The sequence below is a fragment of the Micromonospora trifolii genome (genome assembly GCF_022229005.1).
In the GTDB taxonomy this organism is placed as follows: domain Bacteria; phylum Actinomycetota; class Actinomycetes; order Mycobacteriales; family Micromonosporaceae; genus Micromonospora; species Micromonospora trifolii.
This window is the reverse complement of record NZ_JAKKFD010000002.1, coordinates 15,866-41,012: the sequence shown is the minus strand read 5'-3', so window position 1 is coordinate 41,012 and position 25,147 is coordinate 15,866. Positions and strand designations below refer to the sequence as shown.

Below are 25,147 nucleotides of genomic sequence, written 5' to 3'. Positions count from 1 at the left end.
AACCGCATGATGCATGTCTTTGGTAATTGCAAAAGAGTGGCAACTGTGCCACCGTGTTGATCAACGGTTGCGGCGCCGCGCCCACCCGATCAACGATCCTCCCCACACCACAGGAGCCCTCTGTGACCCGGATGCGTCCGACCTTCCGACGCCTCGTGGCGTCGACCGCGGCGGCGGGGCTGCTCGTCCTCGCCGGGTGCTCGGCCCCGGCCACTCCCGACGGCTCACCCGGCGGCGCGACGCTTGTCGTCGCCACCTCCGACGAGCCGGACGCGTTGAACCCGGTGCTCAACTACGGCGTCGACGGCGCCTCGCTGATCTTCGACGGCCTCGTCAGCCGGGACGGCGACAACCGCCTCGTCGCCGGCCTGGCCACGGCGTTGCCGGAGCTGTCACCCGATGGGCGCACGGTGACCGCGAAGCTCCGCGACGGCGTGCAGTTCCACGACGGCACCGCGCTGACCGCGCAGGACGTCGTCTTCACGTACCAGGCCGTGCTGGATCCGACTGTCGACTCGACGCTGCGCTCCGATCTGGACATGGTGGAGTCGGTGACCGCGCCCGACGCGGCAACTGTCGTGTTCCGGCTGCGCTACCCGTACGCGCCGTTCCTCCAGCGGCTCACCCTCGGCATCGTGCCGGCCAAGCTGCTCAGCGGGCAGGACATCAACACGGCCAGGTTCAACCGCAAGCCGGTCGGGACCGGGCCGTACCGGGTGGACTCCTGGACGCCGGGCGACCGCCTGGTGCTCACCGCCAACGAGCGCTACTTCGGTGGCCGGCCGAAGAACAACCGGGTGGTTGTCGCATTCGTCGCCGACGACAACGTCCGCGCCCAGCGGATGCGCGCCGGCGAGTTCGACGCCGCCGAGCTGCCGCCGAAGCTGGCCTCCGGTTTCGACGCCGACGCCACGTACCGGGTGCAGCGGGTGCCGACCGCCGACTACCGCGGCGTGATGCTGCCGACGGGCAACGCGGTCCTCGCCGACCCGGCGGTCCGCCGGGCGCTCAACCTCGCCGTCGACCGGGCCGCGATGGTGACCGGGCTCCTCGGTGGCGCCGGCGAACCGGCGTTCGGTCCGATCCCGCCGTCCTCCGAGTTCGCCGACCCGTCGATCATCGGCAAGCCGACCGCCGACCCGACGGCGGCGGGAGCGCTGCTCGACGCGGCCGGCTGGACCCCCGGTCCCGGCGGGGTGCGCGTCAAGGACGGCCGACCGGCGCGGTTCACGCTGATGTACCCGGCGAGCGACACGCTGCGCAAGGACCTGGCCCTCGCGGTCACCGCCGACGCGAAGAAGATCGGCATCGCTGTCACCCCGGCGGGCCTGACCTGGGACGCCATCGACCCGCGGATGAAGTCCGACGCCCTGCTGATGGGCTACGGCACCCCGTACGACCCGGACTTCGTCTCGTACAAGCTGTTCGGCTCGACGTTCGCGGGGCAGGGCTACTTCAACCCCGGCTCGTACCGGTCCGAGGTGACCGACCGGGCCCTGCAGGAGGGCCGCGACCAGATCGACCCCGCCCTCCGCACTGCCGCGTACGCGCAGTTCCAGAAACAGTTGGCCGCCGACGTACCGTGGCTGTTCCTGACCTACCTGCGACACACCTACGTGCTGAAGTCCTCGGTTCAGGGCGTGGCGCCGCGGGTCGAGGCGCACGAGCACGGGGTGGCGAACAGCCTCTGGTGGAACATCGACACCTGGACGCGGTCGTGACCCGCTCACCTCGACTGGCCGGGGCCGGTGCTGTGGTCCGACGGCGGCTCCTCGTCGCCGTGCCGGTGCTCGCCGCGACCAGCGTCGGGATGTTCGCCCTCGGTGCCGCCTCGCCGGTCGACCCCGCGAAGCAGTACGCGGGCGCTGCGGCCTTCACCGCCAGCGAGGAGAACCTGGCCCAGTTGCGCGCCAACTGGGGCGTCGACGACCCCCTGCCGGTGCAGTACCTGCGGTGGATCGGCAACCTGGTCCAGGGCGACCTGGGCTGGTCGACCAGCCGCCACGAGCCGGTCGCCTCGGTGCTGGCCGCCCGGGCCGGCTGGACGCTGCTCCTGATCGGCGTGTCCCTCGCCCTGGTCCTGGTCGCGAGCCTGCTGCTGGGCGCGCTGGCGGCGTACCGGCGGGGTGGGTTGTTCGACCGGGTGTTGCGGACGGCCGCGTACGCGGTGCAGTCGATGCCGGTCTTCTGGCTGGGCCTGGCCGCGATCGCCGTGTTCGCGCTGGCCCTGGGCTGGTTGCCGGCGGGCGGGCTCACCGACGTCACAGCGACCAGCACCTCCTGGGGCGACGTGGCGCACCACCTGATCCTGCCGGTCGCTGTGTTGGCCGTGTCCCAGGCGCCGTGGTTCGTGCTGTTCGTGCGGGACGCGGTGGCGGAGAGCATGCGTGACGACCACGTGCTCGCGGCGCGGGCACGTGGGTTGCCCGGTCGGACTGTGCTGTTCGGCCACGCGCTGCGGACTGCGCTGCTGCCGTTCCTCACCCTGGTGGGCACCCACCTGCCCGAGCTGGTCGGCGGGGCGGTGCTGGTCGAGACGGTCTTCTCGTTGCCGGGCCTCGGCGCCGTCACTGTCGCCGCCGCGCTGGGCAGCGACTTCCCGCTGTTGGCGGCGATCACGCTGGTCACCACAGCTGTGGTGCTGGCCGCGAACCTCGCGACCGACCTCGCCTACGCCGCCGCCGACCCGAGGGTACGACTCGATGGCTGACCTCACTGCGCGAGTGCCGCTGCTCCGGGTGGCCCGGTCGCGGCTGCGGCTGCGCCCCGGCCGGGCCGGTGTCCTGGTGGCCGGTCTGGTCCTGCTGGTGGCCGTCGCCGGCTCGCTGCTCGCTCCGTTGGTCTGGCCGCTGGACCAGAGCGCTGTCGCGCTGGACCAGACCCGGTTGGCGCCGTCCTGGAGCCACCTCGCCGGCACCGACGACCTGGGCCGCGACGTGGCGCACCGCGCCGTCTACGGGCTGCGGGTCTCGCTGCTGGTCGGCGCTGTCGCCGCGCTCGTCGCCACAGTCCTCGGCGGCGTGGTCGGTGGGATCGCCGGCACGCTCGGCGGCCGGGTGGACCGGATCCTGATGCGGATCGTGGACACCATCGCCGCGATGCCGCACCTGCTGCTGGGCATCTTCATCGTCGCCATGCTGCGTCCCAGCCTGGGTGCCGTGATCGCCTCCGTCGGGCTCACCCACTGGCTGTCCACCGCCCGCATCGTCCGATCCGAATTGTTGAGCCTCCGGACCCGACCGTTCATCGACGCCGCCATCAGCGGCGGAGCCGGTCGACTCCGGGTCCTCACCCGGCACCTGCTGCCGCACGTCCTGCCCCGGCTGGCCCTGGCCACTACCCTGATGATCCCGCACGCGGTGTGGCACGAGACCGCCCTGTCGTTCCTCGGCCTCGGCCTGCCGCCACACCTCGCCTCACTGGGCAACATGATCAACGACGGTCAGGGTTCGTTGCTGACCGGCGCCTGGTGGGCCAGCCTGGCACCGGGCGCGGTCATCGTCGTCGTCACCCTCGCCATCGCGGTCATCGCCGCCCGCTGGCGCGACCGCCTCGATCCCCGGGTCCGAGCGGAGCTGCACCTGTGACCACCACCGAGACCGTTTCTGCTTCGGCGCCTTCCCGCGCCAGGGTGACTCGGCCGCTGCTCGCCGTGGACGGCCTCGGCGTCGAGTTCCGGCTCCGCGACGCGTGCGTGCGCGCCGTCAGCGATCTCAGCCTCACCGTGCGGGCCGGCGAACTGCTGGCCATCGTGGGCGAGTCCGGCTGCGGCAAGTCCGTCCTGGCCCACGCCCTGCTCGGCCTCCTGCCGGGCAACGCCACGACCACCGGTCACGCCGTGCTGCACCACCCCGGCGCCGACCCGGTCGACCTGGTCACCTGCGGCCAACGCCACCTGGCCCGCAGGGTACGCGGGCGCCGGGTCGGGTTGGTCCCGCAGAGCCCGGCGACAGCCCTCAACCCGGTCCGCACCGGACGGCGACTGCTCGCCGAGACGCTGCGGGCGCACGGCCGCGACCGCGCCGACGCCGACCAGCTCGCTGTCGATGTCGGGCTCGACCCGGCGGACCTGGACCGCTACCCCCACGAGCTGTCCGGCGGCATGGCACAGCGTCTGGTCACCGCGCTCGCGCTGGCGCCCGACCCGTCGCTGCTCATCGCCGACGAGCCCACCACCGGGCTGGACCGGCCGCTTGTGGACCACACCCTCGACCTGCTGCGCCGTCGCTGCGACAACGGCGCGGCCGTCGTGCTCATCACGCACGACCTGGCCGCCGCCCGCCGGGTCGCCGACACCGTCGCCGTGATGTACGCCAGTCGCATCGTGGAACACCGCGACACCGACCAGCTCTTCACCGCGCCGGCCCATCCGTACGCCGCGGCGCTGCTCGACGCCCTGCCGGACCGGGCCTTCCGGCCGGTGCCGGGCGACCCGCCGATGCTCACCGCGCTGCCTCCCGGGTGTGCGTTCGCGCCCCGCTGCCCACGCCGCACCGACACCTGCGCGGACCGACCACAGTCAACGCCGGTCGCTGGTGGCGGCACGGTTGCCTGCCACCACCCGATCCCCACCGGAGTCACCACGTGACCAGCGCGCACCACCTGCTCGCCGACGAGGTGAGCGTCTCCTACGGCCGCCAGGTCGTCCTCGACGGCGTCAGCCTGCGGATCGGCCGGGGAGAGACGGTCGGACTGCGCGGGCCGTCCGGCGGCGGCAAGTCGACACTGGTCCGGGTCCTGGCCCTGCTGCACCAACCTGATCGCGGCCGGGTCAGGATCGACGGCACCGCTGTCGACGCCGTCCGGTACGCCGTTCCGGTCGCCCTCCGGACCCGCGTCGCCGCTCTCTTCCAGAGCCCGCGCGCCGCCGCCGATCCTCGACTGAGCCTCACCGACCTGATCGCCGAACCACTGCGCGCCACCCGGACGCCCGAGTCGGCGGTCCGCGAACGGGTTGCCGAACTCGCCGACCTCGTCGGCCTCACGGCGGATCTGCGCAGCCGGCGTCCCCACGCGGTGTCCGACGGGCAACTGCAACGCGCCTGCCTCGCCCGAGCCCTCGTACACCGCCCCGACTACCTGCTCTGCGACGAGGCCACAGCGATGCTCGACGCCTCGACCCAGGCGCACGTCGCCGCCGTCATCCGCGACTACCAGCGGACCCAGCAGGCCGGGGTCCTGGTCATCACCCACGACCAGACCCTGCTGGACCGCTGGAGCGACCGCATCGTCGACCTCGCCGCCACAGCGGGGGTACGCGCCTGACCTCTCGGTGCGGTGCGGTGCGAATGCCGGGGGCATCGGAGGTCGGCCTTCGCCAGTCGGGCGCGGCAGCGTCAGCCGACGTCGAGGGGCACGCGCCGGGCGCGGGAGTCCGGACGGCCGGCGACGATGGCGGCGAGGATCTCCGCGCCGTCGACGACCCTCGGGCCGGGGCGGTTGAAGTAGGCAGGCCCGTCGACCACCCACACCTGCCCGGCACGCACCGCGGGCAGGTCCGCCCAACCGGGTTGCCCGGTCGCCACTGACAACTCGTCGACGGTTCGCTCGGGCGTGAACCCGCACGGCCCGAACACCACCACCTCGGGAACCAGGTCCGCGACCACCGACCACAGCTGCGGGGTGCTGTGCGCACCCGGCCCGAGCAGCAGCGACCGCCCACCCGCGTGGGTAATCTGCTCGGGAACCCAGTGCCCGCCAGGCATCAACGGGTCGAGCCACTCGACGAACAGCACCGTCGGCGCGCCGGGCACCGCCCCCGGCAAGGCCGCCAGGCGACGCTCGGCGTCGGCTCGGATCTCCGCCGCCCTGCCTTCGGTGCCGGTCAGCGCGGCCACCGCATCGACAGTGTCCAGGATCCCGTCGATGGTCCTCGCCTCCAGGGACATCACACGGGTGTCGAGATCGATCAGACCAACCGCGTCGTTGACCCGCTCGTAGGAGACCGCACACACGTCACACAGATCCTGGGTCAGGATCAGATCCGGCTTCAGCCCCTCCAGCATGGCGACGTCGAGCTGGTACAACGACGATCCCCGGTGCGCGTCACCGGCGATCGCCGCCGAGATCTCCCGGCTCGTCAAGGTCTCCGGCAGAGACGTCGCGGTCACCGCCGGGACATCGGCCAGAGCCCCCGGCGGCCAGTCACACTCGTGGGTACGGCCGACCAGTTGCCCGGTCAGGCCGAGCATGGCCACGATGTCCGTGGCCGCCGGCAGCAGGGAGACGATTCGCACGTCCGCCTGCCTACCAGGCGCGACCGAGCCACGTCCACTCGCCAACGTTTTCATCCGGCGTGGTGCTGCCCAGTGGCTGTCGACAGCCTCGCGTCTGGCTTCGTTCGAGCACCTCGCCCTGTCACATCGGCTCGTCGGCTGGGCTCATAAGCACGAGTGCACACACGCGAGGAGGACACAATGAAGTTTGAAGAAGCCGCCGAGGCCGCCGACGAAGCGACGATGCGGTCGATGCTGTCCGCCGACCCTGGGCTGTGCGATCGGCATGCAGACCTGGTTACGCGGATGGCCGAAGCGCGCAACTGGTCGACGGTCCGGCTGCTCATCGATCTTGGCTTCGGCGTCAACTGTGCCACCGCCGCCGGCGCCACCGCCTTGCACCATGCGGCGGCAGCGGGTGAGCTGTCGATCGCGCGCCTGCTGGTCGAGCACGGTGCCGACCACACCGCCCGCGAACCCAGGTTCAACGCGCAGCCGGCAGGCTGGGCGCAGTACTTCAAGAAGCGGGAAACCCAGAGATATCTCGAGTCCCTGGCCTGATGCTGCGCCGCCCGGTCACGCGGCATCAGACCCACAGCTCGTGGAAGCGGGGCTCGGCATTCACCCCGTTGATCGCTCCGCCTGGTTCAGGAGGGCGGACGCGATGCGGTGGACGCGGTCGGCGTCGCGGACAACGTCGATCCTGACGATCTTGTCGCCCGCGACAGTGAATGCCATGACAGAAAACGGCTGCCCGTCGCGGGTGATCAACGTTCCGATCGTGCCGTTGACCAGGGCGGGGCGCAGTTGGCCACCGCGTGGGGCGCGGGCCTGCTTGGCCACGGCCGCCGCGCCGCGAACGACGATCGCCGGCCTGGCGGTGCCGAAGTCGGTGCGCAGGACGACGTCGGGGTCGAGGACCTGCACGAGGGCGTCGAAGTCACCGGTCCACGCAGCCGCGTAGAAGGCACGGACGACCTGCCGCTGGCGCGCCAGATCCGGATCGGGTGAAGGGATCTCGGCACCGTTCACCCGGCGCCGTGCCCGGCTGGCGAGTTGTCGCGCGGCGGCCGGGGTGCGGCCCGCGATGCCGGCGATCTCCTCGAAGGGCAGGTCGAACATGTCGTGCAGCACGAACGCCAACCGCTCAGCAGGCGTGAGCTGGTCGAGCACGACGAGCAGTGCCAAGCTCACCGAGTCGGCCAGCAACGCCTCCTGCTCGGGGTCGAGGCCCCCGTCCGGGATGACAACCAGGTCGGGGAGGTGCGTGGCGAACGGATCCTCCCGGCGGCGTCGGCGGGAGCGCAACATGTGCAGGCACTCCCGGGCGACGACAGTGGTCAACCATCCGCCGAGGTTGTCGATCTGATCCGCGTCGGACCGGCTCAGCCGTAGCCAGGCATCCTGAACAGCGTCGTCCGCGTCAGCCAGCGAACCGAGCATCCGATAAGCCACCGCCCGCAGCCGGGGTCGGTGCTGCTCGAAGCGCGCGGCCAACCACTCATTCTCGTCCATCGGTCACACCATCCCATCGCCAAGGCTCACAGAGATGAACCCTCAGGCACGGCGAACGTGACATTGCCGAACCCGGGAAGCGGCCTCTGACTTGCGCAAACTGAGATGAGGCGCTGTATTCGGACCTTGGGGCGCTCATTCCTGAGGTGGCCGTGCTTGTGTTGGCGGACCTGTTCGTCCCAGACCTCCTGGTCGTAGTCCGGGTCCGGTGGGATCCACTTGTGCGAGCCGTCGCTGTAGTGGAACTTCTCGTCACCCGACCGCAGGATGCTCATCGGGCCCAGCCGAGGAATCGGTAGTGCAGGTGGCCGGCGGGAACGTGGGCCAGGTCCTGCGGCGTCGACGAGTTGGGCGGCCAGGTAGATTGCCAGCGACACCGGGGCTCGGTCGTACTCGGCTCGAAGCTCTCGGCGCCGGGCATGGCATGGCCACTCCCCCGCACAGCCGCCGCACGTCCAGGCCGGCTTGATCGGATGGTGAGTGGTCACTCCGGGCCGTCCTGGCTGGGCCAGTGGACGCGGTTGATCGGGATGCGGTGCCGGCTTCGGCACGGCAGATCGCCTCCGCAGCGGCAGACGCGCCGCCAGTGTCGCCAGGACCAAACGGGCCGGTGACGGTGAGCCAGAGTCAGCGCTACCGCCAGTACGTACTCATCGTACGAAACTCGCTTCACCGGCTCGCCTCGGCCGCCTGCGCCGAGGTCTGCCCTGCCCTTGCCGAAGGGAGCACTGCTGTCTCCTCGTGCCGCAGCGATCTGGAGGCGTGGATGCCCGAACGCGGGGGACGCGCCGAACATCCACGCCGGCGAGGACGGCCCACAGCGCCAACCGAGGGAATCGACCTCCTCGGCAACCTCCCACAGGTACCGTTGGGTAGTCAAGGGCTGACGTAGGTGGTCTACTCGTGTTGCCAACCGAGGAGAACCACGTGCCGCCGCGTTACCGCTACGAGCAGATCGCCGACGACCTCGCCGAACGCATCAAGTCCGGCGAGTTTCAGCCCGGCTCAAAGCTGCCCAGCCGGCGAGAGCTGATTGAGCACTACGAGGTCACCGAGCCGGTGATCGACCGCGCCATGCAGGTACTACGGATCAAAGGAATGACCGAAACGCTCCCCGGCGTTGGCGTCTTCGTCGCCGAGTAAATCCCTACGCAGAGCCAGCCGCCGCAGCCAGGGCCTCACGGCTGCAAGTTCTGGGCGCGTTGTTCGGGTCGCTCCGCACGTCCGTGGCCTCGGGCAATGGTCCGCGCTGTCCTACTGAACCCTCCCCGCCTGGCCCGGTCGCTGTCGGCAGCAACCGGGCATGCGTTTCTGCAAAGAGGAGGGGCCGGTTAACCTCCGAGCGTGCGGTATCTCAGCAGGTCGTTCCTCCTTGGCGCGCTGCACCGCAAGACGGAGGCCGAGCAGTTCCTCGGACCCGTCGTGATTGCGGGCGTCGAAGGCATCCGCTGGGTGTCCATCTGGCCCTGGCAAGAGGGCTACAACGTGTCCATCCATGACGTGCAGGACCTGGACGACGAGAACCGCCGCGACCTGTCGGTGTTCCCGTCGCTGGATCCAGACGGCGAGGACGACCCGGGGCCCGGCCGCATGATCGGTCACGTTGAAGACCCGGCCGAAGCGTTGGAATTGGCAGAGCGTGCGACCGGGGCATCGCCGGATCGCTGGGTCAACCACGGGGTTGCCGGGGAGGACTACGCGGACTTCGTGCGAGCCAGGAACTCCTGACTCAGACGTTGAAGCGGAACTTAGACGGACTCTCGCCTGACCTGCTGCGGCCTGGTCGAGGCACTGGTCACGCTCGCTCCTGGGCTCACGTCGTTGATGGCTGGTTGCCGACGTTTCACGCTGTCTTGTGCCCCGCGTGTGCCCCGAGGACTCCTAGACCCCCAGGCAACCAACACAGCTTGCTGACCTGCACGGTCATGTGTCTGTAGCTGCGCAATCCGCCCACGATGGTCCATGAGCGTCCGGAGGCGTGCGTCTCGGTCGTCACCCAGCTAGTCACCCACTTGCCTCATCGAAAGGTGTCGCCCGCCGCGCTTCGTCCACAGCCTGAGCAGCGTTGTAGATCGCACCGAACAGTGCGCGAGCCTCCGCATACGCACGCTGGATGGGGATGTGGTGCGGCCCGACCGCGAACTCTCCAGTCGCGGGGTCGTACCCTCCACACCAGAAGTGCCGTGCTGCTTCCGCCTCGTCAACGTCTGATTGGCTTCGTAGCCGGCGCTGTTGGTTGCCCTCGCCTAACGCGTACCTGTCGAAATGGACGAGGATGTCGCGGGCCTCGATCACCCCTGGCACGGCCACCACAAACCGCCTTCGCGCTTCACCTATCGCCCTGCGAGCTGCGGGTGGGGCGTCCACAGTCGCCTTCTGTTGCATGTCAGCGGCGTACGCAAGCTGACGAAGCGCAACGATGAACTGCCGGGCATCGACCTGCCGGTCTGGATCCCGGCCATCTGCAACCCGCCGTGCACACAGACCGAGGGTCCATAGCCACCACTGCGCCTCAGAGACCGCGATAGCATGCGGGTTGTGAGCCGGTGACCATGGGTCGCGTGGTGACGCCTCAGCAGACACGCGGTAATTCTCGCGCACCTTGGACGACTGTGTGTATCGACTTCTTCGTCCCGAAAGAACGATCAGCGGTCAAGGAACTGGCCGGACATGCTGGTTGACCTGCCGGAGCAGTCCGCCCAGCGTCCACCGTCGTCCATCCTTGCTCGCATCCGTCGTCACCCAGTTGGTCACCCGGTTGCATGTAGCTCAGGCATCCCCGTCTGCGGCTGCCCTTAGCACCGATTGCATATCCTTGATGGCCTTGCCTAGCTCCACCGCAGCGGGGTTGTCCGGATCAAGCCACCTGTGGTGTTCGTTCTCGTTGACGTCGCCTTCGAACCACTCCCAGCGGATCCGCTCCATGGTCCGAACTAGAGCGGCCCAACTCTCGCCCACTTGAGGCGAGGCGTACAACTTCACTCGCGCTGTCAAGCGATCTGGATGCTGAAGGTCTGGCACCTGGACTGGGCTGTCGCTGTACTCGTCAGTCGTGGCCTCCAAGGTGGATTGCTCACCCTGCGTGTACTCGGCCAGGTCCACGTAAAGGGAAGCCCGACGTTCGCGCTGTCGCGCCAGGCGCTCACGATCGTGGCGCTCCTGGTCCAGCTCGCGCTCTCGTCCCCAGCGGCGATCCTCACGCAACCTGGTGGCCCGTTGAGTGATCCCCGTGCCGGCCAGGGCTCCCAGGATGCCGAGAGCGCCGGAGGCGAGAGGTACCCAGAGAGCTACTTCGGTCGCGGCCACCCGGCAATACTTCCGTAGCTCGGGGCCGTTGTCATGCCCGCATGCGTCGTATGGCGTCTGGCGGAGGCTTGCGCCACATGCTTAGCGTCGACGTCGTGCTGTTGACTGTGCGACCCCTCGCAGCGGATTGGCAAGCTTTTGCCGACCAGGCAACCGTTTTCGGTGTCGTGGTGGCTCTAGCGGTTGGCATCGCCACCACGATCGTGATGATCCGCCAAGAAAAGGTCACCAGGGACGGGCAGAAGCTCCAGCGAGAGCAAGCTGAGGCGACCGCAGCTCGCACAGAGGCGGCAGCGGCCTTGACGGAGGAGTACACCAGCCGGGTCGTGGAAGCTCTGGAAACGATGGCAGCAAACAGCAAGGGGGCTGCCACAAACAGCCAGGCGGCGGCTGTCCGATGGACTCTCGTGCATCAGCATCGCTCCCGATACCTGCTGACCAACGTCGGCAACGCAGAGGCCAGGAACGTCCGCATCTCAGCGCACGAGTCACTGCCTTTGCTTGGTCTAGATGAAGCTCCGAAGGAGGTAGGGCCACATGAGGCGATCCCATTTCTAGCGGCGCGCACCTTCGGGACCAAGGACAACACGATCACGGTGACCTGGACCGACCCCGAGGCGGGCGGGGATAGAACCTGGAAGTACCCCCTACCTCCTGAATCCTAACCATCGTTCCGGAAGGGCAATGAACCAGAAGTCGTAAGCCTGCTTACCGCAGCAATTGGCGGCCTAATGGGTGGTGCTTTTGATCTTGCCGGCCAGGCGGTCCAGACTCGAACCGCAAGGCGAGCCGAGTAGCTGACCTCGGCGGAGTCCTGGTCATCGTCGACCAGACGTGCGAGCGCTTCGCGGTCACGCTCGATCGAAATCGATGCCCGTTCGGTCCTCGCGGCGCATCGGCGTTGACCTCTACAGTACAACCGACAAGATGAAGAGTAATTTGCTGTAGCGTCCAAAGGAGGTGATGCATGCAGGATTGGATTGCGCTTGTTGTATCCGCGCTCTCCTTAGCTGTCAGCGCTGGGGGCATAATCTTTGCGGCACGGTCCGCCAAGGCGTCCGATAGATCGGCCACGGCATCGGAGCAATCAGCGGCGGCGGCTATTAAATCTGCCGAGATGGCTGAGCGTGCTGCTGATACTTCCGCCCGCTCAGCGGCTGCCTCCGAGGCCTCACTGTTAGTCAACTTCAAAGTTAGTCTAGAACGACACATGGACGGCGAAGTCTGGTTCGAGATCAATTGCGTCGGGCCAAGCGTCCATGTACATGGCATCCAAGCCAGCTTGTTCGTGCTTCAAACGAGCGACAGGTATTTTCCTTCCGCCAACGTCGAAGGTAAGCCCATCCCGGGTGGAGAGGTTTTTCCCGTTTACCTTCACGACGGAGAACGCGCCTCCATGCGGTGGGAAAATCCCACTTTACGCCGCGATGATGCGGGTGCCTGTGGAGTCGGTTACGTCTCTTACTCAATTACTGCTGATGGTCCCGTAAAGACGCGTAGCGTAGACGTCGAGAGTTCGCCTGGGCTGCTTAGCAGACTCAAGGAGAAGTACATTACTGGGCCGGCTTGAACGCCCATCGCCTAGCCCAGACGAACGATGTCGATGCCCCCTATGGATGTCAACCCGCGCCCCTTCCATCCGGACCTCTGGCGGCACTCGACCTCTAATCGCCCAGTCCTTCAAATCGCTCGAGCAGCACAGCCTTAAGGATTCTACTGTCCATATCGTTCCGCCACACAACGAATCGTCCATCCGTCATTTCCATGAACTTCCTCAAGCCCACGCCTTTAGGATTCAGGCCACGGTTGGTCACCAGCAAGACGCGATCAAACGACTTGCTATGCATCCTCAATTTCTCTGCCCATTTAATCATCACTGAGCCTGAGATGCTCGACCTTGCATACTTTACTACGACAGCAATAGTGGCACCATCAGTTCGCACCACCAGGTAGTCGACACCGTAGTCCGTATCGTAACGTATTACGCGCGAGTCAAGTTCCGGCGCAATTATCGTCAGCGCCGCCCCCACACCCGCTTCGTAAGCGAATGCCGCCGCCGTTTCTCGTCCAGAAAAACCCTTATCACTTAGATCGTCACGAAGATTCTCCAGCATTAGGGCAGTCTGCCGGTCGGTTACCTTGATACTCCCGGCAGCCGCCTCTCTGGCAGCCCCGAACAGGGGACCGCCAGCGCCGTGGCTACTATCCGTCGGCTCACCTTCTCTCGGCTCAGGAATGCCAGGACGGTCGTCGTCCCCTCTATCTTCAGGCTGAGCGTCAGCCGAAGTTCCCGGTTCGGTCGTTGCTCCAGACTCGACCCCGACTTCGTGCGCAACAGTCGGCACCGCTTCGAACACCGTCAAGATCGAGCTAATAGCTTCCCCTCGCAATCGATCAGCTTTGCCTCGCCCCACCCTTTCACTAAGAGTGGAGAGCATGGCCAGCGTAACCCGTTGCGGCAGGGCAGGCTTCTTCCCCTCCTCGACTACAGTCCTGTCATATACCCACGTCAGCGTTCCCCACCAACGCTCGTCATACTGTTGCCGCTTGGCATGCCTGAACTGCGCTAACGCAATGCTTCCGGCAACAAGAGCGGCCACGACAGCCATAAGCCCCCCAAAACCAGCCGAGGTTAAAAACCGCTCCCAAAACTCGGGGCCGAAATGTTCGCCCTCAATCATTCCGGGGGTTGATCCGGACGGGGAAGGAGTGACCGGATTGGGCAAATTAGTCCCTGATATTGGCGCGGCAGCCAGCGAATCGCCCAAAAAATCGAGCAAATTTTTAACCATTAAGTACTGACCCCCTTGGCCTCCGTCAGAAGCTCGCCGAAGAGAAGGAAATCATGCCATCCCGTTTGCCGTCGACCCGCCGCTCTGGGGAGCGGGCCGGCGCCCGGTCCGCCACGTCAAGACGGCCTTGACGGACGTTCGGACGTTGGCGGGCCGGGTGATGGTCTGCTCGGCTCGCCCGGGTCGTCGGCTGGCGGGATGGCCCTGCGCAACCACCCACGTACCGCGACCCGCTGACGGACCCCGGCCATCTCGGAGTCGTTGCGCCCCCGCCGGAGGCGCGGTGACCGCGACCAACCCGCTCGGCGCGACCCGCCGCGCTGACCCGGCGTGCCCTTCCCTGGGCCGCGCCGATCGGGCGCGGCCCGGCCGGCTGCCGGCCCACGAACCTCAACCACCCTCGGCGCTACCGTCAGCGGCGGCCCCTGGGCTTCCCGCTATCCGCGCCAGCCGCCGGGCGATGGCGTGGCTGGCCCCGACCGGCTAAGGGAGGGGTCAGACGCGCGCCCAGGCGGCGGCGCGTGCGGCCCGCCTCGGGCCGCCTTGATAGACGTACAGAAAGTCCTCCCACACCGCCGACAGCCGGCCGCCCCACCTCCATCCGGCGACATCACGGCGGGTTGACGTGTCGGCACCCGGTGCTACTCTGGCGCTCGTCGAGCACGCCAGCGCGGCCTTCCTGCCGGATCGCTGGACTCGACTTCGGAGATGCCGAGCGGCCTTCCTGCCGCCGATTCGGGTCACGTCCCGCCGGCTCCCAATCGCACCGCCCACAGCGCCGGTTCTCCGAATCCCCTGAGCGGCCCAGCACGGCTTCACTGCCGTCCACGATGGCCCGGATTCGCACACCTACACAGGTGGGGACAGCCTGCGGCAACCGCTCTGATGCCGGCATCCCATGCCCCCACCTGTGCCGGCCTTCGTCACCAGCTCGACGAGCGCGAGAGGACACAACCATCGGCGGGACGTGGAACCACCACGAACCCGCCCTACGGCGTCAGCCGCCCTCCCGGCGGTGCCAGGAGGCACGACGAACACCACCAGCGGACCAACGTCCACGGCTGGTGGTGCTGGGGGCCCACAACCGCGCGAAGTCAGGCTCACTTGGCCACTGTCGAGAATAGGCCCATGCCCGAAACAGCGGTTGTGCATGATCGTCGGTCGGCCGGAAGAGGTCCAGGTAGGCGTAGAACCGCCCCGGAACGAACCGGCGGCACAGTTCCTTGAAGTCCGTCGGCAGCGGAACGCCCAGCTGGGCTTCCACCTGCTCCCAGCCGACACCGTCCTCAGGCACCTTGCGCCATCCGGTCACGTCGATGATCCGGTCGATCCACGTCAGCTGATCAGTCACGGCCGGCAAGGTAACAGCACAGCCGGACATCCCATCGCCTTTTCGTCACCCTTCCGCTGACCGCTGCTGTATAAAGCTGCTGTACGACAACAGAAAGGCCACCTCCCGAACTCGGGAAGTGGCCTTTGAACTGCGGAAACTGAGAGTGGGCGATGCTGGTATCGAACCAGCGGCCTCTTCGGTTTGAACTCTCGGAAAGTCGTTGAATCGGACTCGATGCGAAGCCAAGCGGCCCGCTGGCGCCCTTCTCGGCTCGGTTCGCTTGGCACGGTTGCTGCACTTCGCTGCTGTCTTGCTGGCGTCAGACGAGACGTTGGACGCGGACCTTCGGGCGCTCGTTCCTGAGGTGGCCGTGCTTGTGCTGGCGGACCTGCTCGTCCCAGACCTCTTGGTCGTAATCCGGGTCCGGCGGGATCCACTTGTGGGAGCCGTCGCTGTAGTGGAACTTCTCGTCACCCGACCGCAGGATGCTCACCGAAGCCAGCCGAGGAATCGGTGATGCAGGTGGCCGGCGGGAACGTGGGCCAGGTCCTGGGCGGCGTCGACGAGTTGGGCGGCCAGGTAGATTGCCAGCGACACCGGGGCTCGGTCGTACTCGGCTCGCAGCTCTCGGCGCCGGGTCTGGCATGGCCACTCCCCCGCACAGCCGCCACACGTCCAGGCTGGCTTGACCGGGTGATGAGTAGTCACTCCGGGCCGCCCTGGCTAGGCCAGTGGCCGCGGTTGATCGGGATCCGGTGGCGGCTCCGGCATGGCAGATCGCCTCCGCAGCGGCAGACGCGCCGCCAGTACCGCCAGGACCAGACGGGTCGGTGCCGGCGAGCCAGAGTCAGCGCCACCGCCAGGAGGTACGCGTCGTAGGGCACGCGCGGTCGACCGCGAGCCCCATCATGGCGGGTGGGCCGCCAGCGATTACCAGCGTCCCTGCGGGCCACACCAGGTTCCACGTTCCAAGCAGCAGCTGATCTGTTCGGCCTGGTCAACACGCCTCCCGCCGATACCGGGTAGAGCCGTGGGCACCCACTTCGGGGAGCGGGCACCCACGGCAGGACCCCCGGCCGCCAAGCTGGGTAGCCCCAGAAGCAACTTAGGACGCAATGTGCGCAGGGTCAACAGTCAACGCACATAGCGTTGTAGGTCGCACCCTGGGTGTGATCTGCTTGCACCAGCCGCCAAGCTGGGAGCACCACCTATGTCTGAAGCCGCCTACCTACAGGTCGCGCGTGATATCCGTGAGCAGGTCAGCTCCGGCCAGTTGAAGCCGGGAGACAAGTTGCCGTCCTTCGCCGCCCTGTGCGAGCACTACGACGTGAGCAACACCGTCATCCGCGCCGCCATGCTCATCTTGAAAGCCGAGGGGTTGATTGACGGCCGGCAGGGCAAGGGCGTGTACGTCACGAAATAGCAGCCTGGGTAGCCGAAGTGCTCGGGCAACAGCCGGACGGACAGGTAACGGCCTCGTCGGACGAGCCCCGCGAACGCTCTGCATCACTGAGGGTGCAATACGGGCATGAGCCGAGCGCAGGTGCCCAGAAGAACTGATGCTCGGGGTGGGCTAGGCAGCCTTTCAGCTTGCGGTGCCTGACTCCGGTCCGCCCCCTTGACATGCCTGTCATACCAGCACATTAGCTAACGGCCTCGTCAGCGGCGAACTCCGAGTGCACCGTCAGCACTTGGCGTTGCATTGATCAAGGGCGGGAATGTAGTCGACCAAAGCGGCCGACTTGCCTCCTGAGCTGCCGCGACGCCTGGCAATGTTGGTCAGCAGTAGGCAATGCGGGTTCCCCTCCGATGGCCTGCAAACGGCATGATCTTGGTCCTGTCGGTCAGATAGGCGCCATCGAAGCATCGACAAAACGAAAGCTTGCCATCCCGATGCTCAAGGCACCGGCCGGAGCGTCCGCGCGACGGTGTCAGACGTTGAAGCGGAACCCAAAGCTACTGTCCGTCAACCGGCGGGAACGCACCTCGGCCTACTCACGGGGCGTCTGCGCGTGCCATCGCTGCTCGCTGGTTAACGACGTTAGACAGTCTCTGGTGGCCTCGTGTGCCGCACACCGCTAAGAGCGACTAGCGCTCGCGGTTGGCGTCCAGTCGGTCGATCGTCACAAGGCCTTCTCGGATCCGAAGGGTTACCTGAAAGGTCCATCCCAGGTCGCTCATGAGCGTGATGGCCCAAGCACCGCTTTCGCGATCCTCACTCTCACCGACGACATCAAGGCCATCTACATCGATCGTGCCGGCAGATAATGTCGCCGCGTATCGGTCCGCGACGCTCCACCTCGCTCGGGAGATGGCCTCCTCACGGCTTAGCGGCCTCGATTCGGCGGTTGCGCGCGCCTGCCTCCGCTGGCGGAGTTGGCTAAACAGGTCCCCCACCTGGTGCTCAATTGCAGCTTGAGTGACCATACCGCTGACGTAAAGGACCACCGCCATTATCTCTCCGCTATCACCGCCCCAGCTGGTGCGACCGCTCTGGACGCTGATCTGATAAGACTGGTCAGACTGGTCGACGAGCGACTCCACCCTGTCACGCAGATCAAACGTGTCGGCACGAGGCATCGTGAACTCCGCGAACCACACGTTCGCCGGGGCCATCGAGAGACTGTCTCTTCTCGCCACCGTCACCTGCACACGGGCGGGCCAAGTCATCCGCTCCTGCAAACTGACCGGGACACTCTGAGGGGTGGGCTCGTCCACGCGGACAACGTACACCGCAGCCTTGCCACCGCACCGCGTCCAAGCGACCGCCTACTGGGTCCAGTCCATCCCAACAATCGCCGACTACCTGGGCGCACTCGGGCACGCGGCCCGACCTCTCGCTTGCAAGTTCAGGGCGGTCCATCTGCGGGCGTCCGCCCCGGTCGTGCGCACCAGGTCATCGTCCACGGGCGGCCCGGCCTGGTCGTCCCGGTCCCGGCCCTGTTGCTGTCAGCGTTGCTGTCGACAGCCACGGTCTCGACTGGCTCGCGTCGGTAAGGGCTGCTTCACCGCATTACCGAACCGCGCTCCCCTAGATATTGCACGCACGCACGCACGCCTGAAGGTATTCAGGAACCACAACGGCTCGAAGTCAAGACGAACAAAGGGCCGCTACGGCGGGATCAACCGTGTTTCCAGCAGCTCGACTGACGACCGCAGGTGCGCGCTGGCCGATCTCGCTCATCTGACCATTGTGAAGGCGACTGGCAAGTCGGTCCAGACTCCGGGCCGCGCTTGACCTCCAGGAAAAGATCGAGCCGCTGCCACCGGCGACTCTTCCTTGCCGAGCTTTAACCAATGTTCATGAGAGTCCACGGTTGCCCGTCGGCGTACAACACAATCGTCACCCAAACAGTCACTCGGGCCGCATGCATGATGCTATTTCGGTTCAGCCATTCCGTCACCATTCGAAGAAAGAAGCTAGAGCGCATATTGTCTTGATCGATCGACGACTCGCCGAATCTCCGGTTCGCTGATAGCGGATACAGCGGCATTCAAACGGTTGAACCGCCTCGCAAACCGCAACTGCCGAAAAATTCGCCCTGACCAGGACACGTCGGCCAAAAGCCTTGCAGCTTCCCTAACTAGGTCAGCAAACTTGCTGTTAATGCCGCCCCCACCCTCGTCCTCGTCCGGATAGTCGTTCCAACTGGAATAACTGAGAGAATGCGCAGCATCGGCGAGGGACAAGTAGAATCGCACATAGCCTCGCGGTATCCGGCCAAGCAATGCGGCGGTTTCCAAGGCTCGCGCCGATTCCAAAAATGCTGGCTTCTCACCGTGTGGTGCCCAGCGGGAGTGCTCCATTTTGCCTAGCGCTTCGAGCACCCTGGCCTGAGCTTCGCGCCGATCCTTCCCGCCCGCGAGCCATTGCCCCAGAATTGAACCGATTCCGAGTGTCCCCAATGCGCCAACTATCGATAGTGAAGCGTTAAGTCCCAGTGTCATATTCAAGAGTATGCGTCTGGTGTGCAACCCGCCATCCCGATGCTCCTGCGGAGGTCAAAGCGCGGACCCCCGCCCGGTCGACGAGCCCCTCCCAGGAGGTGATCGCCGCCAGGGGCAACGCGGCGGCCTCCCGCATCGAGAGGCTTCTCGGCTTGCGGGCCAGCAGCCGGGCGTCCACGGCGACGTACTCGGCAAGCGACCCTGGAGGTCGCCCACGCCCCCGCACAGCCCGTACACCTCGTCTCCCGGCTCGAAGCTGGTCACGTCCGCGCCGACCGCCGCAACGACACCGGCAAGGTCCAGGCCGAGCACCGCAGGCAGCTCGACACGCGCGTGCGCGGCCTTTCCAGCCTGGATCTTCGTGTCGAGCGGGTTGACCCCGCTGGCGACGATCCGCACCAGCCCCTGCCCGCGCTCGGGGGTGGGTTGATCGATCTCCTCGACCGTCAGCGGAACGTCGAACTCCCGCAACAACGCGGCGCGCATAACCATCCACACTCTCTGTGATCGAGGCTTCACGTGGACGCTATCCGACCGGATAGGCGGCGGGGCTGGTTCCTCGGACCGCGCCAGCGCCGCGACGGGCGGGCCGAGCGCGGGTCAGTCGTCCTCGGCGCCGTCGAGCAGCGCGCGTCGCAGCGCCAGTCGGTGCTTCCGCCGGATCTCCGCCTCCCGGTACCGTCGCCGGTCCGCATCGGTCTCCGGCAGCAGCGGCGGCACCGTACGAGGCTGGCCGTCGTCGTCGATGGCGACCATGACCAGGTGGGCGGTGGCCACGTCGGTGGGCGGCACCGCCCGGTCCCACCGGTCGGCGGTCACCTTGACGGCCACCTCCATCGAGCTGCGGCCGGCCCAGGTGATCCGGGCGTCGACGTGCACGACGTCGCCGACCCGCACCGCGCGGAGGAACGCCGTCTCGTCGATGGCGGCGGTCACCGCCGGCCCGTCGGAATGCCGGGCTGCGACCACACCGGCGACGGAGTCGATGAGGTTGAGGATCCGGCCGCCGTGCACCGTACCCATCAGGTTGGTGTGGTGCTGGTCCATGATCTGCGAAAGGGTCAGGTGCGACGCCGACGGCGCTCGGCCGGCGATGGTGGTGGTGTCGTGCACAGCGGTAGTCCGTCCCTCGGGAAACCACACCGCCGGGTCGCGGACACACACTGACGAGGACGCCACCGCATAGACGACGCGGCAGGTCACCCGCTCAGCCCACCCGCGAGGCCGACGGCAGCGCACACGGTTGTGTACGCGGCGCCGGCAGGTCTTCGGACTCGGGGGCCTGACCGGTCGTGCCGGTCCCCTACTGGCCGTCGCTTCCCAGGCCACTGGCCCAGTGCTGATGACGGCGGTCGTTCCCACTCACCGCTGCGGGGCAGCCCCGGATTTTCACCGGGTTCCCTCTTACGACGCCCAGCCGGTCACGACGGGGCGAACCAGCGCCGTCGGCGAGCATAGCTGGCCAGGGAATGTGTCCACCCGGGGCGTCCTGCCGCGGCGACGGATGGCCTGATCGTCAACTTTTGTCATCTGAGGAAGAAGATCCTCACCTCTTGAAAAAAGTCTCGCGAGGGTGAGGATATCCAGATGCGTCGTCTCCCCCAGACTTGCGGGCGGGTGGTCTCGGGCCTCCTCGCGTTCCTCCTCGCCTCGGCGGTCGCCCTCCTCGCGTCCGCCCAACCCGCCGCAGCGCACGGGACCCTCGCCATGTCCACACCGGCGAGCGGCGCCACGGTGCGCGAGCCGTTGACCGAGGTGCGGCTGTTCTTCACCGAGAAGGCCGCCGCCAACGCGTTCTTCACGATCACCGCCCCGGGCGGCATCCGGGTCGACAACGGCTGGTCGTACGGGGAGCCGAAGCCGCTGGACAAGCCGGTGCGCGAGTACTTCCTGGTCAATGGGCAGTTCGAGCCACGGGAGTACACGACGGGGTTCCCCGCTGTGGTGTCCGTCGCCCACCTGCCCGCCAAGGGCCAGTACTCGGTGAGCTACCTGTCGGTCGCCTCGGACGGCGACACAGTGCGGGGCACCCAGACCTTCCGCTACGACGGGCGGGTGACCGCAGCGCCGAAGGGGTGGAGCCCGCCGTCGACCCAACCGGACCCGGCGCTGGTGGCCGCCACCGAGCAGCACAACTCCGGGCAAGCCACGGCGGTGCCGACCACACCGGACGATCCGTCGACCCCGCCGGCCGCGGCGGCACCGTCGACCGGGTCGACCGAGGAGAGCGGTCCCGGGGCACTGGCCTGGGCCGGCTGGGCGGCGGCGGTCGCGGCGGTCGGGGCGGTGGTCGGGTTCTTCGTCTGGCGTCGCCGATCCGCCGGCACACCCACCGGCCGGGGCCGTACCTCGGCGGCGACCTCCGGTCGACGCGGCGGCGGCGCCCGTACCCCGAACAGGGCCGGCACTGGCAAGACCGTCAGCGGCAAGGCTGCCGGGGACAGGACCGTCGGCGGCAAGGCCGGCGCTGGCAAGGTGACCGGGCCCCTCGCCAGCACGGACGGCGAGCTGACTGTCGACCCCGGCCCACGGCCCGACACGGACCTCGCCGCCGCGACGCCGGGGTCCCGGTTGAGCAACACGCACCTGGCGCTGCTCGTCGGCGGGCTGGTGGTGGCTCTGCTGGCCGGGTTCGGGTTGGCCCGTATCGGCACCGCCGACGAGAGTCCGGCGACCGGCAATGCACGACCGTCGGCCGGTGGACCGCCCGACTCGGGCCAGGTGGGCTCCGCGACCGACGGGCACCAACACCCGGCCGGTACGGGGCCGCACACGCATCGGGGTGACGACGCGTCGGGCGCGACGCTGGCGACCGGGACGACGGTCAGCGCCGGTGGGTACACCCTGCAACCGCTGGAGCGGTCCCAACCCTCTGGTGTACGCGCCGACTACCGGTTCCGCATCGTCGGGACCGACCGGCAGCCGGCAACGAGCTTCGCGGTCGTCCACGACAAGCCGTTGCACCTGATCGTGGTCGGTCGCGACCTGGCCGGCTACCAGCACCTGCACCCGACGATGGCACCCGACGGCACCTGGAGCGTCCCCCTGACGCTGGCCAGACCCGGTGGCTACCGCGTCTTCGCCGACTTCTCCGTCACCGCGGCCGACGGCAAGCAGCAGCCTCTCGTGCTGGGCGTCGACCACATCGTGCCCGGCGCGCACAGCCCGACCGCGCTGCCGCCAGCGGCGGCGCAGGCGACGGCTGGTCCGTACGCGGTGTCGATGACCGGCACCCCGACGGTGGGGGTGACGGCGCCGATCCACTTCCAGGTCAGCGCCGACCCGACCGTACCGGTGCAGCTGGAGCGGTACCTGGGCGCGTACGGGCACCTGGTCGTCGTTCGTGAGGGCGACCTCGGCTACGTGCACGTCCACCCCGAGCAGGAACTGGTCGACGGGACTGTGAAGTTCTGGCTGACTGCGCCGAGTTCAGGCCGGTACCGAGCCTTCTTCGACTTCCAGGTCGCCGGCAAGGTACACACCGGGGAGTTCACGATCAACGTGCCCTGAGTCCGGAACTTTCTCCCAGCTGCGGCCGACCAACCTCCCAGCAGCAACCATCGGAGGAAGAACACATGCGCACCACCAGCCCGAACGCTTCACGCCGCCGGTCGGCCGCCATCCTCGCCGCCGCGATCCTGACGGTGGGCGTCGCCGGTTGCGGCTCGTCCGACTCTCCGTCGACAGCGCAGGCGGGCCCGTCCGCGTCGGCCTCGGCCAACCCGGACGCCGGCGTGCTCGGCATTCGTGACCCGTGGGTGAAGGCGGCGGACAAGGGCATGACGGCGGCCTTCGGGACCCTGGTCAACGACGGCGACACCGATGTCACGGTGACGAGTGCCATGACCTCCCTGTCGCCGATGGAGCTGCACGAGATGGCCATGAAGGACGGCAAGATGGTCATGCGGCAGAAGCAGGGCGGCATCGTGATCAAGGCCAAGAGCACCCACGCCTTGGAGCCCGGTGGCGACCACCTCATGCTGATGAACCTCACCAAGCCCGTCCAGGCCGGCGACGAGTTGACAGTCACCCTGACCTTCGCCGACGGCAAGACCCAGGAGTTCCGCGCGGTGGCCAAGCCGTTCACCGGCGCGCAGGAGAGCTACGCCCCCGGGCACGGCGAGCCGATGACCGGCACGAGCCCCACGCCGGGGATGAGCATGAGCCCGGCATCGTGACGCAGACACCACATGTTCGGCCGGTGAGCAGGCGTGGCCTGCTCACCGGCGGAGCCCTGGCCGCCGGCGGAGCACTGGCCGGCGGTGCCGCGATCGCCGCCACCCGCGCGGGGAGGACCGGGCCGCCGTCGGCGAACGCTGCCGACACGACGCCCGTGGCGACCGTCGGCGGGCTGGTCGAGCCGTTCCACGGCGCGCGGCAGGCCGGGGTGGCCACCGACCCGCAGGCGCACGCGTCGTTCGTGGCCCTCACACTGCGGGCCGGCGTCGACCGGGCCGCGCTGGGCCGGATGTTGCGGTTGCTCACCGACGACGCCGCCCGGCTCACCCAGGGCCGACCCGCGCTGGCCGACACCGAGGCCGAACTCGGGCTGCTGCCGGCACGGTTGACAGTGACCTTCGGCTTCGGGCCCGGCCTCTACCGGGCGGCCGGCGTCGACGACCGCAGGCCGGCATCGGTCGGCGACCTGCCGTCGTTCCGCATCGACCGGCTCCAGCCGGCCTGGTCCGGCGGTGACCTGCTGCTCCAGATCTGCGCGGACGACGCGATCTCCGTCGCCCACGCCCAGCGGGTCCTGATCAAGGACAGCCGACCGTTCGCCACGGTGCGGTGGGTCCAGCAGGGCTTCCGGCGCAGCCCCGGCGTCGAGCCGGGCGGCCACACCCAGCGCAACCTGTTCGGCCAACTCGACGGCACCGCCAACCCCCGCCCCGGCGCGCCCATGGACACCGCGCTCTGGGTCCCGGACGGCCCGGCGTGGCTGCGCGACAGCACCACACTGGTGCTCCGGCGGATCAGCATGAACATGGAAACCTGGGACCTGCTCGGCCGGACCGACCGCGAACTCGCCGTCGGGCGACGACTCGACACCGGCGCCCCGCTCACCGGCACCGCCGAACACGACGAACCCGACTTCGCCGCCACCGACCCGGACGGCCTCACAGTCATCCCCGACTTCTCGCACATGACCCGCGCCCACGTCACCGACGACCGGCTGAAGATCCTGCGCCGGCCCTACAACTACGACGGGGTGCCGACAGCGGAAGGGCACGCCGACACCGGCTTGATCTTCACGTCCTACCAGGCCGACATCGCCCGGCAGTACCTGCCCATCCAGCGCCGGCTGGCCGACCGGGACCTGCTCAATGAGTGGACCACGCCGATCGGGTCCGCCGTCTTCGCCATCCCGCCCGGATGTCCACCGGGCGGTTGGATCGGCGAGCAGGTGCTCGGATGACCAACCGGAGTGTCGTCTTGACCGTACCGTCGTCCCGGCCCACTGCCGTCCGGCTCGGCGCGGCGGTGCTCGCCGTCCTCGTGGCGGTGCTCATCCCGGCCAGCCCGGCGTGGGCGCACAACTCGCTCAAGACGGCCACACCCGCTCGGGACGCAACGCTGTCGAGCGCACCGGCCGAGGTCGCGCTCGAATTCATGCAGCGACTCGACCCGGCGTTCACCACTATCGTGCTCACCGATGCCGCCAAGCGGAAGCTTCCCACCAGCGACCCGGTGGTCACCGGAGCGAAGAGCACGGTCCAGGTGACCGACACCCTGCCGAACGGGACGTACACGGTGGCCTACCGGGTCGTCTCCGTCGACGGGCACCCGGTGCAGGGGTCCTATCCGTTCACTGTGGCCGATCCCACGTCCAGCGCCGCACCGGTCGCCAACGTCAGCGCGTCAACGCCAGCCGCCGCGGCAGTGGAGTCCGGCGGCGGGCCGAGCGCCGGTGTCCTCGTCGCGGGTGCCGCGCTGGCCCTCGTCGTCCTGGTGGCGGCCGGGCTGCTGTGGCGGCGGGCGGCCCGGCGCTGATCCGACCCGCGCGGTCGGCTCGCCTCATCACCTCACCAAGCAAGGTC

The 25,147-nt window shown here is 68.0% G+C and carries 27 protein-coding genes, 1 pseudogene and 1 riboswitch; of the genes and pseudogenes, 15 read left to right on the top strand and 13 right to left on the bottom strand.

What is annotated here, in order from left to right; genetic code table 11:
* Nucleotides 1–131: 131 nt before the first annotated feature.
* From NIE79_RS01320 to NIE79_RS01300, 5 genes are read left to right on the top strand one after another with little or no spacing between them, the layout of a single operon-like run.
* Entirely contained in the window at nucleotides 132–1,721 is a 1,590-nt protein-coding gene (locus NIE79_RS01320) for an ABC transporter substrate-binding protein (protein ID WP_238677016.1), read from the top strand.
* Complete coding sequence (locus tag NIE79_RS01315) at nucleotides 1,691–2,710, top strand: ABC transporter permease (RefSeq protein ID WP_238676754.1); 1,020 nt, start codon at nucleotides 1,691–1,693, stop codon at nucleotides 2,708–2,710. Before NIE79_RS01320 ends, NIE79_RS01315 begins: the two co-directional genes overlap by 31 nt.
* Complete coding sequence (locus tag NIE79_RS01310) at nucleotides 2,703–3,587, top strand: ABC transporter permease (RefSeq protein WP_238676753.1); 885 nt, start codon at nucleotides 2,703–2,705, stop codon at nucleotides 3,585–3,587. The genes NIE79_RS01315 and NIE79_RS01310 overlap by 8 nt, the downstream gene beginning before the upstream one ends.
* Nucleotides 3,588–3,631: 44 nt before the next feature.
* On the top strand, nucleotides 3,632–4,588 hold the full coding sequence (locus tag NIE79_RS01305) for an ABC transporter ATP-binding protein (RefSeq protein WP_238676752.1): 957 nt from the start codon (nucleotides 3,632–3,634) through the stop codon (nucleotides 4,586–4,588).
* Nucleotides 4,585–5,265, top strand: coding sequence for an ABC transporter ATP-binding protein (locus tag NIE79_RS01300; protein ID WP_238676751.1), 681 nt, complete (start codon nucleotides 4,585–4,587; stop codon nucleotides 5,263–5,265). The genes NIE79_RS01305 and NIE79_RS01300 overlap by 4 nt, the downstream gene beginning before the upstream one ends.
* A gap of 71 nt (nucleotides 5,266–5,336) precedes the next feature.
* On the opposite strand, the gene NIE79_RS01295 is transcribed toward NIE79_RS01300, so the two are convergent.
* Nucleotides 5,337–6,236: an ABC transporter substrate-binding protein gene (locus NIE79_RS01295; RefSeq protein WP_238676750.1), complete on the bottom strand. Its 900-nt coding sequence runs from the start codon at nucleotides 6,234–6,236 to the stop codon at nucleotides 5,337–5,339.
* A gap of 180 nt (nucleotides 6,237–6,416) precedes the next feature.
* Between NIE79_RS01295 and NIE79_RS01290 the strand changes: the two genes are divergently transcribed.
* Complete coding sequence (locus NIE79_RS01290) at nucleotides 6,417–6,776, top strand: ankyrin repeat domain-containing protein (RefSeq protein WP_238676749.1); 360 nt, start codon at nucleotides 6,417–6,419, stop codon at nucleotides 6,774–6,776.
* 60 nt (nucleotides 6,777–6,836) lie between these two features.
* Here NIE79_RS01290 and NIE79_RS01285 read toward each other — a convergent pair whose 3' ends face one another.
* The 3 genes and pseudogenes from NIE79_RS01285 to NIE79_RS33915 all read right to left on the bottom strand — a co-directional run bounded on the left by NIE79_RS01285 (nucleotide 6,837) and on the right by NIE79_RS33915 (nucleotide 8,218).
* Nucleotides 6,837–7,730, bottom strand: coding sequence for a sigma-70 family RNA polymerase sigma factor (locus tag NIE79_RS01285; protein WP_238676748.1), 894 nt, complete (start codon nucleotides 7,728–7,730; stop codon nucleotides 6,837–6,839).
* Between the two features lie 26 nt (nucleotides 7,731–7,756).
* Nucleotides 7,757–8,005, bottom strand: coding sequence for a hypothetical protein (locus tag NIE79_RS01280; RefSeq protein ID WP_238676747.1), 249 nt, complete (start codon nucleotides 8,003–8,005; stop codon nucleotides 7,757–7,759).
* Nucleotides 8,002–8,218 (bottom strand): annotated as a pseudogene (locus NIE79_RS33915) (flavin reductase). Before NIE79_RS33915 ends, NIE79_RS01280 begins: the two are co-directional and overlap by 4 nt.
* Nucleotides 8,219–8,633: 415 nt before the next feature.
* Between NIE79_RS33915 and NIE79_RS01275 the strand changes: the two are divergent.
* Complete coding sequence (locus NIE79_RS01275) at nucleotides 8,634–8,873, top strand: winged helix-turn-helix domain-containing protein (RefSeq protein ID WP_238676746.1); 240 nt, start codon at nucleotides 8,634–8,636, stop codon at nucleotides 8,871–8,873.
* A gap of 201 nt (nucleotides 8,874–9,074) precedes the next feature.
* On the top strand, nucleotides 9,075–9,458 hold the full coding sequence (locus NIE79_RS01270) for a hypothetical protein (RefSeq protein ID WP_238676745.1): 384 nt from the start codon (nucleotides 9,075–9,077) through the stop codon (nucleotides 9,456–9,458).
* 1,041 nt (nucleotides 9,459–10,499) lie between these two features.
* On the opposite strand, the gene NIE79_RS01265 is transcribed toward NIE79_RS01270, so the two are convergent.
* The gene (locus NIE79_RS01265) at nucleotides 10,500–11,036 is read right to left on the bottom strand and encodes a hypothetical protein (RefSeq protein WP_238676744.1); all 537 of its coding nucleotides are present in this window, start codon (nucleotides 11,034–11,036) and stop codon (nucleotides 10,500–10,502) included.
* Nucleotides 11,037–11,131: 95 nt separating this feature from the next.
* Here NIE79_RS01265 and NIE79_RS01260 point away from each other — a divergent pair, with 95 nt between their 5' ends.
* The gene (locus NIE79_RS01260) at nucleotides 11,132–11,701 is read left to right on the top strand and encodes a hypothetical protein (RefSeq protein ID WP_238676743.1); all 570 of its coding nucleotides are present in this window, start codon (nucleotides 11,132–11,134) and stop codon (nucleotides 11,699–11,701) included.
* Between the two features lie 302 nt (nucleotides 11,702–12,003).
* Complete coding sequence (locus NIE79_RS01255; protein WP_238676742.1) at nucleotides 12,004–12,606, top strand: hypothetical protein; 603 nt, start codon at nucleotides 12,004–12,006, stop codon at nucleotides 12,604–12,606.
* 94 nt (nucleotides 12,607–12,700) lie between these two features.
* Here the strand turns inward: NIE79_RS01255 and NIE79_RS01250 are convergent, their stop codons facing one another.
* From NIE79_RS01250 to NIE79_RS33910, 4 genes are all read right to left on the bottom strand, one after another.
* Complete coding sequence (locus NIE79_RS01250; protein WP_238676741.1) at nucleotides 12,701–13,828, bottom strand: hypothetical protein; 1,128 nt, start codon at nucleotides 13,826–13,828, stop codon at nucleotides 12,701–12,703.
* 997 nt (nucleotides 13,829–14,825) lie between these two features.
* Nucleotides 14,826–15,179 carry an SMI1/KNR4 family protein gene (locus NIE79_RS01245; protein WP_238676740.1) on the bottom strand — a complete coding sequence of 118 codons (354 nt, stop codon included), beginning with the start codon at nucleotides 15,177–15,179 and terminating at the stop codon, nucleotides 14,826–14,828.
* 301 nt (nucleotides 15,180–15,480) lie between these two features.
* Nucleotides 15,481–15,654 carry a hypothetical protein gene (locus NIE79_RS01240; protein WP_238676739.1) on the bottom strand — a complete coding sequence of 58 codons (174 nt, stop codon included), beginning with the start codon at nucleotides 15,652–15,654 and terminating at the stop codon, nucleotides 15,481–15,483.
* The gene (locus tag NIE79_RS33910; protein WP_308193119.1) at nucleotides 15,651–15,869 is read right to left on the bottom strand and encodes a flavin reductase; all 219 of its coding nucleotides are present in this window, start codon (nucleotides 15,867–15,869) and stop codon (nucleotides 15,651–15,653) included. The genes NIE79_RS01240 and NIE79_RS33910 overlap by 4 nt, the downstream gene beginning before the upstream one ends.
* Before the next feature lie 502 nt (nucleotides 15,870–16,371).
* On the opposite strand from NIE79_RS33910, the gene NIE79_RS01235 reads away from it, so the two are divergent.
* Nucleotides 16,372–16,584: a winged helix-turn-helix domain-containing protein gene (locus tag NIE79_RS01235; protein WP_238676738.1), complete on the top strand. Its 213-nt coding sequence runs from the start codon at nucleotides 16,372–16,374 to the stop codon at nucleotides 16,582–16,584.
* 665 nt (nucleotides 16,585–17,249) lie between these two features.
* On the opposite strand, the gene NIE79_RS01230 is transcribed toward NIE79_RS01235, so the two are convergent.
* The 4 genes from NIE79_RS01230 to NIE79_RS01215 form a co-directional block, all read right to left on the bottom strand.
* Complete coding sequence (locus tag NIE79_RS01230) at nucleotides 17,250–17,879, bottom strand: hypothetical protein (RefSeq protein WP_238676737.1); 630 nt, start codon at nucleotides 17,877–17,879, stop codon at nucleotides 17,250–17,252.
* Between the two features lie 702 nt (nucleotides 17,880–18,581).
* Nucleotides 18,582–19,109: a hypothetical protein gene (locus NIE79_RS01225; protein ID WP_238676736.1), complete on the bottom strand. Its 528-nt coding sequence runs from the start codon at nucleotides 19,107–19,109 to the stop codon at nucleotides 18,582–18,584.
* 54 nt (nucleotides 19,110–19,163) lie between these two features.
* Nucleotides 19,164–19,601: an alcohol dehydrogenase catalytic domain-containing protein gene (locus NIE79_RS01220; RefSeq protein WP_238676735.1), complete on the bottom strand. Its 438-nt coding sequence runs from the start codon at nucleotides 19,599–19,601 to the stop codon at nucleotides 19,164–19,166.
* Between the two features lie 108 nt (nucleotides 19,602–19,709).
* Nucleotides 19,710–20,156, bottom strand: a complete 447-nt coding sequence (locus NIE79_RS01215; protein WP_274523461.1) for an acyl-CoA thioesterase — start codon at nucleotides 20,154–20,156, stop codon at nucleotides 19,710–19,712.
* A 195-nt stretch (nucleotides 20,157–20,351) separates the two neighbouring features.
* Nucleotides 20,352–20,565: riboswitch (cobalamin riboswitch) on the bottom strand.
* Nucleotides 20,566–20,696: 131 nt separating this feature from the next.
* Here NIE79_RS01215 and NIE79_RS01210 point away from each other — a divergent pair.
* The 4 genes from NIE79_RS01210 (at nucleotide 20,697) to NIE79_RS01195 (ending at nucleotide 25,100) form a co-directional block, all read left to right on the top strand.
* Complete coding sequence (locus NIE79_RS01210; RefSeq protein ID WP_238676733.1) at nucleotides 20,697–22,619, top strand: copper resistance CopC family protein; 1,923 nt, start codon at nucleotides 20,697–20,699, stop codon at nucleotides 22,617–22,619.
* A gap of 65 nt (nucleotides 22,620–22,684) precedes the next feature.
* A complete protein-coding gene (locus NIE79_RS01205) occupies nucleotides 22,685–23,287 on the top strand; it encodes a copper chaperone PCu(A)C (protein WP_238676732.1) in 603 nt (200 codons plus the stop codon).
* A 23-nt stretch (nucleotides 23,288–23,310) separates the two neighbouring features.
* Entirely contained in the window at nucleotides 23,311–24,525 is a 1,215-nt protein-coding gene (locus NIE79_RS01200) for a Dyp-type peroxidase (RefSeq protein WP_372471394.1), read from the top strand.
* The gene (locus NIE79_RS01195) at nucleotides 24,522–25,100 is read left to right on the top strand and encodes a copper resistance CopC family protein (RefSeq protein ID WP_238676730.1); all 579 of its coding nucleotides are present in this window, start codon (nucleotides 24,522–24,524) and stop codon (nucleotides 25,098–25,100) included. The genes NIE79_RS01200 and NIE79_RS01195 overlap by 4 nt, the downstream gene beginning before the upstream one ends.
* The last annotated feature ends 47 nt before the right edge of the window (nucleotides 25,101–25,147 follow it).